The sequence below is a fragment of the Comamonas sp. GW821-FHT11H03 genome, assembly GCF_058807955.1.
On sequence record NZ_JBXARF010000005.1, the window covers coordinates 341,146 to 357,483 of the forward strand.

At 59.5% G+C, this 16,338-nt stretch carries 13 protein-coding genes; 9 read left to right on the forward strand and 4 right to left on the reverse strand.

Annotation, left to right across the window (positions count from 1 at the left end; all coding sequences use genetic code 11):
* The first annotated feature begins 64 nt into the window (after window positions 1-64).
* Window positions 65-715, forward strand: a complete 651-nt coding sequence (locus tag AC1RTQ_RS13980) for a LysE/ArgO family amino acid transporter (RefSeq protein WP_492876552.1) — start codon at window positions 65-67, stop codon at window positions 713-715.
* A 58-nt stretch (window positions 716-773) separates the two neighbouring features.
* Here the strand turns inward: AC1RTQ_RS13980 and AC1RTQ_RS13985 are convergent, their stop codons facing one another.
* Together AC1RTQ_RS13985 and AC1RTQ_RS13990 are read right to left on the reverse strand one after the other, a co-directional pair.
* Window positions 774-1,082, reverse strand: coding sequence for a hypothetical protein (locus tag AC1RTQ_RS13985; RefSeq protein ID WP_492876554.1), 309 nt, complete (start codon window positions 1,080-1,082; stop codon window positions 774-776).
* A 164-nt stretch (window positions 1,083-1,246) separates the two neighbouring features.
* Window positions 1,247-1,723: an Lrp/AsnC family transcriptional regulator gene (locus AC1RTQ_RS13990; RefSeq protein ID WP_302091158.1), complete on the reverse strand. Its 477-nt coding sequence runs from the start codon at window positions 1,721-1,723 to the stop codon at window positions 1,247-1,249.
* An 88-nt stretch (window positions 1,724-1,811) separates the two neighbouring features.
* Here AC1RTQ_RS13990 and AC1RTQ_RS13995 point away from each other — a divergent pair, with 88 nt between their 5' ends.
* From AC1RTQ_RS13995 to AC1RTQ_RS14010, 4 genes are all read left to right on the forward strand, one after another.
* A complete protein-coding gene (locus tag AC1RTQ_RS13995) occupies window positions 1,812-2,711 on the forward strand; it encodes an EamA family transporter (protein ID WP_409816487.1) in 900 nt (299 codons plus the stop codon).
* A gap of 462 nt (window positions 2,712-3,173) precedes the next feature.
* On the forward strand, window positions 3,174-5,096 hold the full coding sequence (locus AC1RTQ_RS14000) for a PrkA family serine protein kinase (protein ID WP_409816484.1): 1,923 nt from the start codon (window positions 3,174-3,176) through the stop codon (window positions 5,094-5,096).
* 74 nt (window positions 5,097-5,170) lie between these two features.
* Entirely contained in the window at window positions 5,171-6,439 is a 1,269-nt protein-coding gene (locus AC1RTQ_RS14005; RefSeq protein ID WP_492876557.1) for a YeaH/YhbH family protein, read from the forward strand.
* Window positions 6,436-8,070 carry a SpoVR family protein gene (locus AC1RTQ_RS14010; protein ID WP_492876559.1) on the forward strand — a complete coding sequence of 545 codons (1,635 nt, stop codon included), beginning with the start codon at window positions 6,436-6,438 and terminating at the stop codon, window positions 8,068-8,070. Before AC1RTQ_RS14005 ends, AC1RTQ_RS14010 begins: the two co-directional genes overlap by 4 nt.
* A gap of 242 nt (window positions 8,071-8,312) precedes the next feature.
* Here the strand turns inward: AC1RTQ_RS14010 and AC1RTQ_RS14015 are convergent, their stop codons facing one another.
* A complete protein-coding gene (locus AC1RTQ_RS14015; protein ID WP_302091153.1) occupies window positions 8,313-9,098 on the reverse strand; it encodes a MetQ/NlpA family ABC transporter substrate-binding protein in 786 nt (261 codons plus the stop codon).
* A gap of 167 nt (window positions 9,099-9,265) precedes the next feature.
* Here AC1RTQ_RS14015 and AC1RTQ_RS14020 point away from each other — a divergent pair, with 167 nt between their 5' ends.
* Window positions 9,266-9,505 carry a DUF3820 family protein gene (locus AC1RTQ_RS14020; RefSeq protein WP_343496268.1) on the forward strand — a complete coding sequence of 80 codons (240 nt, stop codon included), beginning with the start codon at window positions 9,266-9,268 and terminating at the stop codon, window positions 9,503-9,505.
* 233 nt (window positions 9,506-9,738) lie between these two features.
* On the opposite strand, the gene AC1RTQ_RS14025 is transcribed toward AC1RTQ_RS14020, so the two are convergent.
* Window positions 9,739-11,568 (reverse strand): sensor domain-containing diguanylate cyclase, encoded by a 1,830-nt coding sequence (locus AC1RTQ_RS14025; RefSeq protein ID WP_492876562.1) that lies wholly within the window; start codon window positions 11,566-11,568, stop codon window positions 9,739-9,741.
* A 397-nt stretch (window positions 11,569-11,965) separates the two neighbouring features.
* On the opposite strand from AC1RTQ_RS14025, the gene AC1RTQ_RS14030 reads away from it, so the two are divergent.
* The 3 genes from AC1RTQ_RS14030 (at window position 11,966) to AC1RTQ_RS14040 (ending at window position 15,982) form a co-directional block, all read left to right on the forward strand.
* Entirely contained in the window at window positions 11,966-12,472 is a 507-nt protein-coding gene (locus AC1RTQ_RS14030; RefSeq protein WP_492876564.1) for a sigma-70 family RNA polymerase sigma factor, read from the forward strand.
* Window positions 12,473-12,477: 5 nt separating this feature from the next.
* Window positions 12,478-13,431: a FecR domain-containing protein gene (locus AC1RTQ_RS14035; RefSeq protein ID WP_492876566.1), complete on the forward strand. Its 954-nt coding sequence runs from the start codon at window positions 12,478-12,480 to the stop codon at window positions 13,429-13,431.
* A 109-nt stretch (window positions 13,432-13,540) separates the two neighbouring features.
* Complete coding sequence (locus AC1RTQ_RS14040; protein ID WP_492876568.1) at window positions 13,541-15,982, forward strand: TonB-dependent siderophore receptor; 2,442 nt, start codon at window positions 13,541-13,543, stop codon at window positions 15,980-15,982.
* Window positions 15,983-16,338: the final 356 nt, after the last annotated feature.

The following is a 16,338-nucleotide window of genomic DNA, read 5'->3' on the forward strand; positions in this document are numbered from 1 at the left end:
TGTAATTTTACTTAATCCGTGTGCAGAGCAAGAATCCGGGCCGGTTTGGAGGAGTCAGCGGCTCATGGACATGACAACTAATTTTTATTCCGCCTGGATTGCAGGCTTTACAGTGTGCGCTTCGCTCATCGTTTCCATAGGTGCCCAGAACCTGTATGTGCTGCGTCAGGCAGTGCAGGGTGAACATGTGAAGGCCTGCGTGGCTCTGTGTGTGCTCAGCGACGGGCTGCTGGTTGCGCTGGGGGTGGCCGGCATGGCGCAGATGCTGGCCAGCTATCCGGCATTGGCCCAGTATCTGACGCTGGGCGGAGCCGCATTCTTGCTGGCCTATGGCCTTTTCGCCTTGCGGCGCATGTGGCTGGCTCCGGATGCGGCCATGGAAGCCGGCGAGCGCAGGGCGGCTCCACGCGGAATGATGAGCGTGCTGGCTGCGCTGGCAGCCATCACTTTGCTCAATCCCCATGTGTACCTGGATACGGTGTTGCTGATGGGCTCGATTGGCGCCCAGCAGGAGGGTGCCGGCCGCTGGTCCTACGTGATGGGAGCGGTTTCGGCCAGCTGCCTCTGGTTTGTGCTGCTGGCGATGGCGGGGCACCGTCTCAAGCACTTGTTTGCCAGCCCCGGAGCCTGGCGCGTCATGGACGGCATCACCGGTGTGATGATGCTGTGTCTGGCCTGGTGGGTGGCGAACAGCGCTTTGGGAATGGAAATTTAAGTCTCAAGTTGCGTCAGCGCCATTCATTGCTGGCTCTTCCACACTCCCGCATTGGGTTTCAAGCCTCTGCGGCTTGTTCCCACAGGCCTACGGCTTCGATGAGGTTCCAGCTATTGCATTCAATGCGGTAGTGGCCTGTGGCTCCGGTCTTCTGGCTCTGGCCCTCGATCACCACAATATGCTTGCCGTGACGCTGGGCTTCGGAGAGCGGGTGGATCTTGTCGTAGTTGTGCCGCTCGGCAATGTCGCCACGAAAGGCAATCGTCACCTGCTCGCGCCGGGGGAAGTAGTCCTTGGCATATTTGTCCAGAGTGCGATCGGCAACCAGCGTGGCCATATCGGGCGAGGTAGCGGAAGAAGTGTTCATCGTGTTTCCTCAAGAGTGGACTTTTGTTTGTGTGCAGAATCTGATTCGGTTTATGACGTGATTGTTGCATTTTGTTTCCGGTGGCGCCAGTGCCAGTCTCCATGGAAGATGGCTGCCCTCGTGCGGGATCAGCTCCAGCCGTACAGCCGGACTGCCGGACTGCCTTATGGCACTGACAGCGGCAGTTGCAGACCTGTCTTGATGCGCTCCAGCGCGATCGAGGTGCTGTAGCGGCGAATGTTCTCGTCACCTTCGAACAGGCGTCTGCAGATGGCCTGGTAATCATTCATGTCGGTTGCCGTGACGACCAGGATGTAGTCGGTTTCGCCTGTCACATAGAAGCACTGCTGCACAGCCGCTTCGTCGGCTATCCGTGCTCTGAAGCCGCGCGACAGATCCGGCCTGTCGTTGACCAGTTGCACGGTGATGACCGCCGTCAGCGTGCGGCCCACTTTGATGGGCTCCAGCACGGCCACATTGGAGGCAATCACCCCGGTTTCCTGCAATCGTTTGATGCGCCGCTGCACGGCTGGGGCCGAGAGGCTGATGTGTTCCGCAATCAGGCGCTGCGGCATGAGGTTGTCACGCTGGAGCAGGGCAAGAATCGCGTGGTCAAAGGAGTCCAGGTCGGCTGCAGGCATGGTTTTGAATGTGTTGAGAGCGAAACTTGCAGATTCAGGGTTGAAAACGAGCAAATTTCGCGGATGACATGCAATATCGTACCTACCTATGTCAAAAAACAGCTGGAATCATTGGTGGCCCGTATTGGCCGTATTGGGCTCGGTCACTGCACTCGGGCTGGGGACTTCGCTGGCCAAGCAACTGTTTCCCTTGATTGGTGCCCAGGGTACATCGGCACTGCGAGTGGGCTTTGCCGCGTTGATTCTGGTGTGCGTCTGGCGGCCCTGGCGCTGGTCGCTCAACCGTCAGCAGGCACTGGCTCTGCTGGTTTTCGGCATGGCACTGGGCGGCATGAATCTGATGTTCTACATGGCGCTGCGCGATATTCCGTTTGGCCTGGCCGTGGCCATCGAGTTTTCAGGACCACTGGCCGTGGCCATCTACTACTCACGCCGCGCGCTGGACTTTATCTGGCTGGCGCTGGCGGTTGTCGGCCTTGCCTTGATTCTTCCTCTGGGCAGCAGTACTTCGGGCCTTAACCTGTCACCGGTGGGTATTGCCTGCGCGCTCGGAGCCGCCATCTGCTGGGCCTCCTACATCGTGCTGGGGCGCAGGCTGGGCCATATCCCCAGCGGCCAGGCCGTCTCTCTGGGCTTGCTGTGCGCGGCTTTGGTGGTGGTGCCGTTTGGTGTGGCCGAGGCTGGAGTCAAGTTGCTGACGCCATCGATTCTGCTGTTCGGGCTGATGGTGGCGGCCATCTCCAGTGCCTTGCCTTACTCACTGGAAATGCTGGCTCTGCGCCGTCTGCCGCCTGCCACCTTCGGCATCGCGCTGGCGACCGAGCCGGCCATTGCAGCACTGATGGGCATGTTGCTGCTCAGCGAGAACCTGACGTCCACGCAGTGGACCGCCATTGCCTGCATCATGGCTGCAGCCATGGGCAGTGCCGTGACGCGCCCAGGTACCAAATCGCCTGCGGTGGATGCTTCGGCAGCCACTTCCGGATGAATACCCATGCTATGAAAACAGATGCTGCTAGCGCTTACTCATCAATGCTTTGCTTAAATATTTCTAGTGAATAACCCTTGAAATTTAAGCAGCAAGCTCTGTTTTCTGTAGCTGCAATAGTTCTAAACGCTGCTTGTTCAGCGTTTTTTTTGTCACCCAGATTGCCTGTAAGGCGATGCTCCGATCAGTTTTTCGAGTCGACGAAATCTTGAATGATGGCAGATAGATAGTGGGCTTTATGCTTCCATGTGGACAGACTTCTATGCTCATTTCGAGTCATATTTTTTGACCGATTTTTGCGCTATCCGGTTTGCGGTTTTGGCTGTCGTGGCTACTGCGTATTTGTAGGAATCTCGGTCTATTCAAATTAGGAGCGAGGTGCTACAACGGACGCACACGGTAACGAATGCCTTGCAACTTTGCGGCACTGATTCGAGCCCTGGTGCCGCCACGGGAGGTCATATGGATGTCATCAGCAATTCCGCAGCACGCTACGCTCGTCTGCGTGAAGAAGAAATGTCGCTGGACGAGTACCTTAGCCTTTGCCAGCGTGATCCCATGGCCTACGCCGGAGCCTCGCAGCGCATGCTGTCCGTCATCGGTGAACCCGAAATGGTAGATACCCGCAACGATCCTGTGCTGTCGCGTCTGTTTGCCAACAAGGTCATCCGCCGCTACCCCGCGTTTTCTGAGTTCTACGGCATGGAAGATGCCATCGAGCAGGTGGTGAGCTTCTTTCGCCATGCGGCCCAGGGTCTGGAGGAGCGCAAACAGATTCTCTATCTGCTGGGACCTGTTGGCGGCGGTAAGAGCTCGATTGCCGAGCGTCTCAAATACCTGATGCAAAAGGCACCGTTCTACGCGCTCAAGGGATCGCCGGTGAACGAGTCGCCACTAGGTTTGTTCGACCCCGTGGAAGACGGTCCGGTACTGGAAGATGAGTTCGGCATTCCGCGTCGCAGCCTGCAGCATGTACTCTCGCCCTGGGCCGTGAAGCGGCTGGAGGAGTTCGGCGGAGACATTCGCCAGTTCCGAGTGGTCAAACGCTACCCCAGCATTCTCAAGCAGATAGGCATTGCCAAGACCGAGCCCGGCGATGAGAACAACCAGGATATTTCCAGCCTGGTGGGCAAGGTGGACATTCGCAAGCTGGAGAACTTTTCGCAAGACGACACCGACGCCTACAGTTACTCTGGTGGCCTGTGCCTGGCCAATCAGGGTCTGCTGGAGTTCGTGGAAATGTTCAAGGCTCCGATCAAGGTGCTGCACCCCTTGCTGACGGCTACGCAGGAAGGCAATTACAAGGGCACGGAAGGCTTTGGTGCGATTCCGTTTGACGGCGTGGTGCTGGCACACAGCAATGAAAGCGAATGGAAAGCCTTCCGCAACAACCGCAACAACGAGGCGTTTCTCGATCGTATCTACATTGTCAAGGTGCCTTATTGCCTGCGCGTGAGCGAGGAGGTCCGCATCTACGAGAAGCTGATCCGGGAGTCTTCGCTGGCCAATGCCATCTGCGCGCCTGGCACGCTCAAGATGATGGCGCAGTTCTCCGTGCTCACGCGCCTCAAGGAGCCAGAGAACTCCAGCATCTTCAGCAAGATGCAGGTCTATGACGGCGAAAGCCTCAAGGACACGGATCCGCGCGCCAAGAGCTATCAGGAATACCGTGACTACGCGGGCGTGGACGAGGGCATGGAGGGCATCTCCACCCGCTTTGCCTTCAAAATACTGGCCAAGGTCTTCAATTACGACAGCACCGAAGTGGCGGCCAACCCCGTGCACCTGATGTATGTGCTGGAGCGGCAGATCGAGCGCGAGCAATTTCCGGCCGAGCTGGAGACCAAGTACATAGGTTTCATCAAGGAATATCTGTCCCAGCGCTATGCCGAGTTCATCGGCAAGGAAATCCAGACTGCCTATCTGGAGAGCTACAGCGAGTACGGCCAGAACATCTTTGACCGATACGTCACCTACGCCGATTACTGGATTCAGGACAGCGAATACCGCGACACCGATACCGGCGAGGTGTTTGATCGCAATGCGCTCAATGCCGAGCTGGAGAAGGTTGAAAAGCCGGCCGGCATTGCGAACCCCAAGGACTTCCGCAACGAGATCGTCAACTTTGTGCTGCGGGCCAGGGCCAACAACCAGGGCAAGAACCCCAGCTGGACCAGTTACGAGAAGCTGCGCGTGGTGATCGAGAAGAAGATGTTCTCCAACACCGAGGAGTTGCTGCCGGTCATCAGCTTCAACGCCAAGGCCAGTGCCGAAGATGCGCGCAAGCACGAGGACTTCGTCACTCGCATGGAAGCCAAGGGCTATACGCCCAAGCAGGTGCGTCTGCTTTGCGAGTGGTATCTGCGCGTGCGCAAGAGCAGCTGACCGACGGACCGGTGGTCGTCCTGGGCGGCCACCGGCGCGATGATTGAGAACAGTCCCTGGAGATGGGAGCACAGATGGCACTGCATATCATCGACCGCAGGCTCGCAGGCAAGAATAAATCGGTGGGCAACCGCGAGCGGTTTGTGCGGCGTTTCAAAGAGCAGATCGCGGAGGCGGTGCGCAAAGCCGTGTCTGCGCGCGACATCCGCCACATCGATCAGGCGGAAAGCATCACCATTCCGAAAAAAGACATTCAGGAGCCGGTCTTCAGGCATGGTCAGGGTGGTATCCGCGATATGGTGCTGCCCGGCAATCGCGAGCATGTGCGCGGTGATCGCATTGCCCGGCCGCCTGGTGGGAGCGGAGGTTCGGGATCGCAGGCCAGCGATAGCGGCGAGGGGCAGGATGACTTTACTTTCACCTTGACCAAGGAAGAGTTCATGGAGCTTTTCTTTGAAGATCTGGCCCTGCCGCGCCTGCTGCGCAATCACATCGGCAATACCTTGCAATACAAGACAAGGCGCGCCGGCTACAGCCATGACGGCACGCCCAGCAATCTGGCGCTGGTGCGCACCATGCGCGGCGCCCTGGGGCGGCGCATTGCACTGACCAAAGCTCCACACCGTGAGCTCAAGGTACTGGAAGAACAGCTTGAAACTCTGCTGGCGCAGGATGATGGCACCAGTGAGTCCGTAGCCGAGTTGCAACGCCGTATCGATACCTTGCGTGAGCGTATCGGCGCAGTGCCGTTCCTGGAGCAACTGGATCTGCGCTTTCGCAATCGCAGCAAGGTGCCTGTGCCCAGCAGCCAGGCCGTGATGTTCTGCGTGATGGACGTGTCCGGTTCCATGGATCAGGAGCGCAAGGAGCTGGCCAAGCGCTTTTTCATCCTGCTGTATCTGTTTCTCACAAGGCATTACGACAAGATCGAGATTGTTTTCATCCGCCACCACACCCAGGCCGCAGAGGTCAGCGAAGACGAGTTCTTTCACTCCACGGAAAGCGGCGGCACGGTAGTCAGCAGCGCGCTGGTCCTGCTCGAACAGATCATCAGGGCCCGCTACCCGGTCAACGACTGGAATATCTATGTCGCCCAGGCCAGCGATGGCGACAACTTCAGCGACGACGGCGGCAAATGCCACAGCCTTCTGGCCGAGAGAATATTGCCACTGGTGCGCTACTACGCTTACCTGCAAGTAGTGCTCGAGGAGCAGAGTCTCTGGGAAGAGTACAGCCGCCTGCTGCCGCTGTTCCCCCATTTCGCCATGCGCAAGGTATCCGCAGCCAACGAGATCTATCCGGTGTTCCGCGATCTCTTCAAGAAGGATGGGGTATCGATATGAACCTCAATCTCTATCCCGTGCTGGATCTCAGCGCCAGCAGAAAGGCCGGAAATTCGCATGTCCAGGGTGAGCCGCGCTTTCGCGATGTGCCGCAGGCGCCTTTGATGGCGTCCCAGCGACCGGCGTCTCCCTTGCCCGATCCCAGCGACTGGACTTTCGAACTGATCGAGCAGTATCACGCGGCGATTGCGGCCACGGCTGAACGCTACGGCCTGGATACCTATCCGAATCAGCTGGAGATCATCACTGCTGAGCAGATGATGGATGCCTATTCCAGCGTGGGCATGCCGGTCAACTACCGGCACTGGAGCTATGGCAAGGAGTTTCTGGCCACGGAGCGCCGCTACCGACGAGGTCACATGGGACTGGCCTATGAGATCGTCATCAATGCCAACCCTTGCATCAGCTATCTGATGGAGGAGAACAGCACGGCCATGCAGGCTCTGGTGATTGCTCACGCGGCCTATGGGCACAACAGCTTTTTCAAGAACAACTATCTGTTTCGCATGTGGTCTGACGCGGGCAGCATCATCGACTATCTCGTCTATGCGCGCGACTATGTGGCGCAATGCGAAGAACGCTATGGCTTCGACACCGTGGAGCAGTTGCTGGACTCCTGCCATGCGTTGTCGAACTTTGGTGTGGACCGCTATTGCCGTCCCTCGCATAAAAGTCTGTCGCGCGAGCGCGCCGAGAGAGAGGCGCGTGAAACCTATGTGCAGCAACAGGTCAATGTGCTGTGGCGCACCCTTCCAGCACGAAGGGACAAAGACAAGGACAGTACGACGCAAGGCAGCGAGCGCTTTCCCCGAGAGCCCGAAGAGAACATCCTCTATTTCATCGAGAAGAACGCTCCGTTGCTCGAACCCTGGCAACGAGAGATCGTGCGCATCGTGCGCAAGATCGCGCAGTATTTCTATCCGCAGCGCCAGACTCAGGTGATGAATGAGGGCTGGGCCACCTTCTGGCATTACACATTGCTCAACACGCTGTATGACGAGGGCTGGCTGACCGATGGCGTGATGCTGGAGTGGCTGTCATCGCATACCAATGTGATCTACCAGCCTCCCGCTGGTCACCGGGCCTTCAGCGGCATCAATCCTTATGCGCTGGGCTTTGCCATGTACCGCGATATTCGGCGGATCTGCGAAAAGCCGACCGAGGAAGATCGCCGCTGGTTTCCCGACATGGCAGGTACGCCCTGGCTGCCGGCGCTGCACCACGCCATGCGCAATTACAAGGACGAGAGCTTTGTCGGCCAGTTTCTGAGTCCGCACCTGATGCGCGACATGCGTTTGTTCTCTTTGCACGATGACCCTGACGAACGTGATGTTCTGGTCAGTGCCATTCACGACGAAGATGGCTACCGCACGCTGCGCCAGTTGCTGTCTCAGCAATACGACCTCGGGACGCGCGAGCCCAATATTCAGGCCTGGAGCGTGAATCTGCGCGGCGACCGCAGTCTTACTCTGCGGCATACCCAGTACAAGGGTAGGCCGCTGGCAGAAGATGCACAGGAGGTTCTCAAGCATGTGGCTCGCCTGTGGGGATTTGGCGTGCATCTGGAGAGCGTCAACGGCGATGGCGAGACACCGGTTTTGCTGCACTCGGTGCCTGCACCCTCACATTGAAAAATCTCCAGTGAAAATTGCGTTAAACCATTGCCTGTAAAGCGCTGAAAGCTATCAAATAAAAAGAAAAAGCGCTGCAGAAGCAGCGCTTTTTTCTGGGTCAGGTCGTCAAGTGTGGTCGGCGGCCGGTTCTGTCCGGCCCCGGGACCACAGCAGGAACCTGTGCCCATCTCATCCTTCGCAGCGCGGTCGTCACCCCCTGTCGAGGAGGGGTGCGCCAACGCTTATAAGGCTTTTGCGAATCAGAACGCAGGAACCACGGCGCCCTTGTACTTTTCCTGGATGAACTTCTTGGTGTCTGCAGAGTGCAGAGCGCTCATCAGCTTGGCAATGTCGGCGCCGTTGGCGCGATCCTTGCGAGCCACCACGATATTGGTGTAGGGCGAATCGGCACCTTCGATGAACAGGGCATCTTTAGTGGGGTTGAGCTTGGCTTCGATTGCGTAGTTGGTGTTGATCAGAGCCAGGTCGACATCAGCCAAGGCGCGGGGCAGCAAAGGCGCTTCCAGTTCCTTGAACTTCAGCTTCTTGGGGTTCTTGACGATGTCCAGAGCAGTAGGGGTCAGGCTCTTGGGATCCTTGAGCTCGATCAGGCCATGCTTGACCAGCAGAATCAGTGCTCGGCCGCCGTTGGAGGGGTCGTTGGGAATGGCCACGGTAGCGCCATTCTTCAGATCCTTGATGTTCTTGATCTTGCTGGAGTAGGCTCCGAAGGGCTCCACATGAACCTTGCCGTTGGGGACGGCCACCAGCGAGGTCTTGCGGTCCTTGTTGTAGCTGTCCAGATAGGGCTGGTGCTGGAAGAAGTTGGCATCCAGTTGCTTGTCTTCCACGGCGGCGTTGGGCTGCACGTAGTCGCTGAACTCCTTGATTTCCAGATCAATGCCCTGAGCCTTCAGTGCGGGCTTGATGTGATTGAGGATTTCGGCGTGAGGAACGGCCGTGGCACCTACCTTGAGCACGTCAGCAGCTTGGGCCGACAGCGCCAGAGTGGCAATAGCGATAGCAGAGAGAGCTTTCTTCAACATTGGTTCTGACCTTCTTCAGCAAGTTGCAATAAATTCCGGGCCTCGTCTGGACCGCAGTGAACTAAGGTGCATAGTCTAGTGCGGTGTACCAACGTCTGCAGGACATTTTTCTTATTTGGTTATAAGAGCGTCGTTTTTTATACAAAATTTCCTTCCGATTGACTGCCATGAATCCCGAAATGCTGGAGCGCCTGGTGCGCGTGCCTATGCCTTATGGCAAGTACAAGGGCCGTTTGATTGCCGATCTGCCCGGTAACTACCTCAACTGGTTTGCCCGCGAGGGCTTTCCCAAAGGCGAGATCGGTCAGTTGCTGGCTTTGATGCAGGAGCTTGATCACAACGGACTCAGCGGTTTGCTGGAGCCCATTCGCAAAGCTGCAGGGCTGCCGTCAAGAGCACAGGAATAGGCCGCAGAGAGGGCCTCGGCAGTGATGGCGCCAGGCGGCTCGATGAATATGCGGAAGGCGGGCCTGCATAAGCCCTGGGCGCTCGCCCTGGGTCGGACGCAGGTAGCTGGCCTTTGGGCTTGGCTGATTGCGGCCGGGCCGTGAGTCTCCAAAATGCCCTGTTTTGGCTCCTAAGGCGTTGTCAATTCCCGGCTCTGGACATATATGGATGGAGCTGGTCGCGGGGGGCGCTCTCACGCCTCGGAGTCTTGCGAGAGGTCCGAATGCTGAACAATGCGTCCCTTGCCTGCATGCTTGGCTGAGTACATGGCTTCGTCCGCGCTCTGCATCAGGTTGGCCGAGGAACTACCTGCGGTGCTGATGGAAATACCGATGCTGCTGCCGACTTGCACCATCACTCCACCATTTAGCGCAATGGGCTGACGCACGGCTTCCATGCAGCGCTTCATGACAGACATGGCCTCACCGGAAGTTCGCAAGCCGGATAGCAGCACCACGAACTCATCGCCGCCCAGGCGGGCAACGCAGTCGCCGGCACGAGCCTGGGCCGTCAGTCGGGCAGCCACCACACGTAAAACTTCGTCGCCTGCGTCGTGACCCTGGGTGTCATTGACCTGTTTGAAACCATCCAGATCCATGAAGCACACGGCAAGCATCTGGCCATCGGCCAGCTCCTGGTTCAGCGTTTCCTCAAGTGCGCGGCGGTTCGCCAGACCCGTCAGAGCGTCGTGGTTGGCAAGGTGGTTGGCGGCTTGTTCACCTCGCTTGAGGGCGTCGATGTCCACCAGAATCCATAGCGACTCTTCTGCATTCAGCAGGGTGCCGGATGCATCCACCCACAAGAGCTTGCCCTCGGCATTTTGCACCTGGAACTGCGCGTGAAATTTGCCCCGAGCCAGCAAGGAGGCATAGGCTTTTTCGCCGATACGCCTGTAGGAGGCTTCGTCCGGGTAAAGCATGCGCGTGGATGCGCCCTGCAGTGCAACTGCTGGCTGCTTGAGCAGACGGCGCATGGCGGGGTTGGTCCAGACGATCTTGCGCGCACGCAGGCGAGCCATGCCGATCAGATCATTGTCGATGACCAGCTCCTGCTCTTTGCGGATGCGGCGTTCACGCTGCTGCAGCCGGTACATTGCCACCGAACCCATAGCGATCAGGGCGATGCACAAGCCGGCGAGACTCCAGGCACGCCAAGCTGAGGCACGCCACATGGCCATATAGGCTTCCGTGCCGAGCCCGGTAAACACCGTCAGAGGATATCCAGGCAGCCGATGGTAGGCCGTGATGCGCTCCACGCCATCGATCAGGGTCGGTGTGATGTACCAGCCTTCCTCGCTGTTGCGGGTGATGGCCTGGTGATATTCAGACGAGACGGCGGCCTTGCCGATACCTGCGTCGGCGTCCTGGCTTGCAGCCGGATAGCGCGCTACCAGCACTGCCTGGTCGGTGCGCAATGCCATGGCACTGCTCGAGCCGAACGACTGGCGCTGGAATAGCTGGTGAAAATGCTCGGCCGCGACAATGGCATAGACGATGCCCTGGAATTGGCCGCCCTCGGCCTGAAGACGCCTTGCCAGCACGATAGACCATTTTCCGAAGGAATGGCTGATCAAAGGCTCAGACACCACCATTCGGTCTGTTTCGCGGGCTTGAGCGAAATAGGCGCGTTCCGCCACTGAAAACGGCACATCAATTTCGCTGGGAGTGATGAGTACTTCGCCTGCACTGTCTGTGATGCGCAGGGCGGTGACAAAAGGAATCAGGGCACGCTGCTCCTGGAGCATTTCGTACAAGGCAAAGTCGGCAGCGGCAAGGCCGTCAAGGCTGCGCGCGCGGTAACGACTGGCAATCGATGACAGAGCGTTGTCAACGAGTCGCACCTCAGCAGCCAGTTCCAAACTCAGGCTGCGCGCCTGATGCCTGGTGACGGCTACTCCCAGGTCCATGTCCGCGCGGTAATTGGCATGCACGCCCAGCCACGTGGCAAAGCACAGCAAGGCCGCTACCAGCAGGTTGCCAAGCACGATGCGATGCAAAAGCTTGTGAGAGCGAAAGCTTGTCATCTTGATTCTTGAGGTCCTTGAATACCAACCTGGATCGGAAACGGCTCGGATCTGGACATTTGTACCAATCACCTGCCGAGTAAAGCATCGCAGAGCTCAACAGCGCAATAGTCTTGCAATCATCCAACAGGTGTTGGGAGGTTGCTGCGAGCAGGCGCCCGAGAGGGTATGCCGAGTGCGCGAATGGCCAGAAGTGGAGCTCCAGGCATGGACGTATTGCTTGTGAGTGATTGTGCAGGGCCGAGTCCTTCCTCCACGCTTGTCGCAGGCGCAAGGTGATGCGGCCCGGCAGAGGATGGAGCTGAAACATATACGGAAATAGTGACGGCATTGAACAAAACTGAAATGAGAATTGATATCATTTGAGGTCTGTTTGAGATTTATTCCCCGTTGCACCATGCCCGTTGTCGAAACAGCCTCCCATCGTGAAGTCGCGGCGCTTTACACAGATCATCACGGCTGGTTGCAGGGCTGGTTGCGCCGAAAGGTCGGCAATGCCTTTGATGCAGCAGATCTGACGCAAGACACTTTTGTCCGTATCCTGGGCGTGCGTGAGCCGCCGCGCATAGAGTCGCCGCGCGCTTATCTGACCACAGTGGCCAAAGGGGTGCTGGTCAACTGGTGCCGGCGGCAGGCGCTGGAGCGTGCCTATCTGGAGGCTCTGGCCCTGTTGCCCGAACTTGAAGCGCCGTCGCCTGAGCACCGGGCCCTGGTACTGGAGGCTCTGCATGAGATAGATGCCATGCTTGATGCCCTGCCGCCGCTGGTACGGCGCACTTTTTTGCTTTCACAGCTGGAGGACATGAAGTACGACGATATCGCCTTGCAGCTGGGCGTGTCGCTGACCAGCGTCAAGCGCTACATGGCCCAGGCTTTCAGACAGTGTCTGGCGCTGATGGAATGACTGCAATGGATGCACGTTTGCTGGACGAAGCTGCGCACTGGCTGGTCCGTCTGAACGATGAAGGCCTGACGGCTGCCGAACGAGTCGCCCTCGAGCGTTGGCGCCAGGCCAGTCCCGCCCATGAAGGTGCCTGGATGCGGGCCGAGCGGCTGATGGACAAGCTGGGAGGGTTGCCGCCAGCGCTGGCCATGCCGGCGCTGGGCCGATCGCAGCGCCGCAGCCGACGGGCCGCAGTGGCCAAGCTGGCTGTTTTGCTGGCCGCCGTGCCCGGTGGCTGGATGAGCTGGCGTGTGGCGCAGCAGCAGGGATGGGCAGCCGATCTGCGTACTGTCACGGGCGAGCAGCGCCTCGTGACATTGGCCGATGGCAGCCGTTTGCTGCTGGATACAGGAACGGCCGTCGATATCCGGTTTGATGCTCATCAGCGCCTGATACATCTGCACCGGGGCTCGATCCTGCTGGAAACTGCCGCCGATCCCAGTGGCGTGGACCGACCGTTGCTGGTGGCGACGGCCATGGGGCGTCTGAGGGCGCTGGGCACACGCTTTTCGGTGCAGCAGAACAACGAAGGAAAATTCGTGGATCTGGCCGTGACCCAGGGCGCGGTCGAAGTCACATTGAGCGCAGCCTCCCGGCCCGCGCTGGTGGTGCCCGCGGGCAACTGGGCGAGGTTGACTGCACTGGGAGCAGGGGGTCTGCAGACGGCAGGGCCGCAGCAACTGGCCTGGGTGCACGGCATGTTGGTGGCGGATGCCATGCCCATGGCAGAAGTCTGCGCCCAGTTGTCGCGTTACCGGCCTGGTCTGCTGCAGTGTGCCCCGGAGGCGGTGTCCATCAAAGTGTCGGGCGCGTATCCCTTGGCCGATACTGATCGTGCCTTGGCCATGCTGGTCGAAACCTATGCCGTGACGGTGCATCGGCGCTGGCAGGGTTACTGGGTCACGGTGGCGGCCCGCTGAGTTCACTAACAAGGCATCCTCTAAAAATTGCACGAAGGTGAGACTTTCTGGAAAGTTGTTTGGCAAGCAAGGTGAACCACTCATTTTTGCTTCCAAAGGACTGTCTTTCATGCCTGCTTCCATGGCCTCCCGTTCCCTATCGAATCCTGTATTCAGCCCCGTTGCGCGCGCCGCGCAGCTTGCCTTGCTGGGCTGGGCGCTGGCGGCGACCTCCGTGCAGGCTGCCGAGCCGCCTGCAGCGGGGCAAGCTCAGGCCTACCGGATAGAAGCAGGCCCGCTGGGCCGGGTGCTGTCCGAGGTTGCGGCTACGGCTGGCATGGCACTGTCGTTCGATCCTGCGCTCACACAAGGTCGGCAAAGCCCGGTGCTTTCCGGCAGCTATACGCCGCGCGAGGCACTGCAACGCCTGCTGGCTGGCAGCGGGCTGGAGCTGGTGTCACGCTCCGGCGGCAGCTATACCTTGCAAAGGCAGGCCGTAGCGCCCGTCTCGAGTGAAGAGGGCAGCACACTGTCTGAGGTGCGTGTCACGGCCCAGGCCGAGCGCAGCGGCACCACGGAAGGCACGGGCAGCTATACCCAGACGGGTCCCAGCCGCACGGCCACAGGTTTGGGCCTGACTCTGCGCGAGACGCCGCAGTCGGTGAGCGTGATGACACGCCAGCGCATGGACGACTTCAAGCTGGAGACGCTGGTCGATGTGCTGGAGCAGACACCGGGCATTGCCGTCTATCGGCAGAACAACGCGACGGACTTCCAGGCCCGCGGCTCGGATGTGAATCTGCAGGTCGACGGCATGTCCCAGCTCAGCAATGGCTGGTACTTTGTCACCAGCACCATGTATGCGTTGGACGATATGGCGGAGATGGACCGTGTCGAGGTGCTCAAGGGCTCGTCGGGACTGGTTGTCGGCAAGGGCGGCTATGGCGCCACCGTCAACCTGATCCGCAAGCGTCCCACGCGCGACTTCCAGGCCAGCGTGCGCGCCAATGCCGGCAGTTGGGATACCTACCGTGCGCAGGCCGATACAAGCGGCTCGCTCAACGAGGCGGGGACGCTGCGTGGCCGCGTGGTTACGTCCATGACGGATGCGGGCAGCTTTCGCGACAACGAAAAGAGCAACAGCAAAATGCTGTTCGGCACGCTGGAGGCCGACCTCACGCCCGATACAGTGCTGAACCTGGGCATCACGCTGCGTCAGCGCGAGGCACGTGGCTTCGGCACGACCCGACCCATCCAGCGCTACACCGCAGCGGGTGCCGAAGTGGGGCTGATGCCGCGCTCGTTCAACAACGGTGCGCCCTGGTCGGGCTATGAACAGGAAAGCACCGAGCTGTTCGGCAGCGTGGAGCAGCGTCTGGCCCATGACTGGACGGCAAGCCTGAAGTTCTTCCATCAGAGGGTGAAGATGGACGACATGACACTGGGCTATCTCTGGAACAGCACCACCGCTGCCTATCTGCCGTGGCAGGACGTGGATAACCGCAACTGGTCGGTCAATCTCGATGTCAAAGGCCCTTTCACACTGCTGGGCCGCACGCACGAGTTGTTGGCCGGCATGGGCATGTCGCGCTACCACAGCGGCCTGCTCTACGGCAGCTCGAAGAGTGTTTCCCTGGCCAATTTGGGCCTGAGCTATGCCCAGGGCGGAAGCGCGCTGGCGCAGCCCGATTTCCACAACTGGAACTATGACCGCCATGTCTTCAACCAGCGCCAGCGCTATGCCTACACTGCAGGGCGCTTTCGCCTGGCAGATCCGCTGCAGCTGATAGCCGGCATGCGTGTGACGCAGTACCGCCAGAATGATGTGACGCCCACCTGGTGGAATTACGATATGCGCGAAACCGTCACCACGCCCTATGCCGGCTTGGTCTATGAAGTGCATCCCCAGGTCTCGCTGTACGGCAGCTACGCCACCATCTTCAAGCCGCAAAGCGCCCAGGATGAGCAGGGACGTACCCTGGATCCCGAGCAAGGCAAGACCTTTGAAGTTGGTGCCAAGGGCGAGTTCCTGGACAAGCGGCTCAACGCCAGCATCGCTCACTTCTGGATGAAGACCGACAACTCGGCCGAGGAATCCGGTGGTTTCACCCCCGGCGGCGAAATGGCCTACCGTGCCGTCAGCGGCGCCACGCGGCGCGGCTGGGAGCTGGAGCTGTCGGGTGAGCTGGCGCGCGGCTGGCAGGTGCAGGGCAGTCTGGTGCAGCAAAACAGCTCGCTGACCAGCTCCAGCTTGTATCCCAGGTACCAGCTCAAACTCGGCAGCACGTACCGCTTCGAGGGTGGATCGCTGCGAGGCCTGACATTGGGAGCGGCCACTCGCTGGCAAAGCAAGACCTCGACCAGCGACAGCCACAACACCCTGGCGCAGCAGTCCTATGCCGTGCTGGATCTGATGGCCCGCTACCAAGTCGACAAGCATCTGTCGCTGAGCTTGAATGTGAACAATGTGCTGGACAAGAAATACTTTGCCGGCGTCAGCAGCCTGGGTGGCCTGTACTACACCTGGGGGGCGCCGCGCAGCGTGAACGTGGGCATGCGCTACGACTTCTGAGTGCAGGCAGCACACCTGCCCTGGAGGCCACTGGTGCAGCCGGCCTGAGTGCAGCGGCGCTCCAGCTGGCGATCTCTGCTGGCACTGCCATGGTTCAGCCAAGGCTCTGTGCGGGCCTGGCGCCGGCAAGCCTGCGCCGCTGCAGGCCCTGCCGCTGGAGCCGGCCTGTGCCATGGCGCAGGGCGGATGACCCTTTTTGGATTTTCGTTTGTCATACATAGGGACAGGGCCGTGCGGCCTGCTTCGCCCCGGGTTGTCCGGGGCATCCATCTCTCTGTCCTTATGTCATGACCCCCTTCTTTCTAAGCTTCGCGGGCAGCAGCGTCCTATCCCGGCGGCTGGCCGCTGTTCTGGGC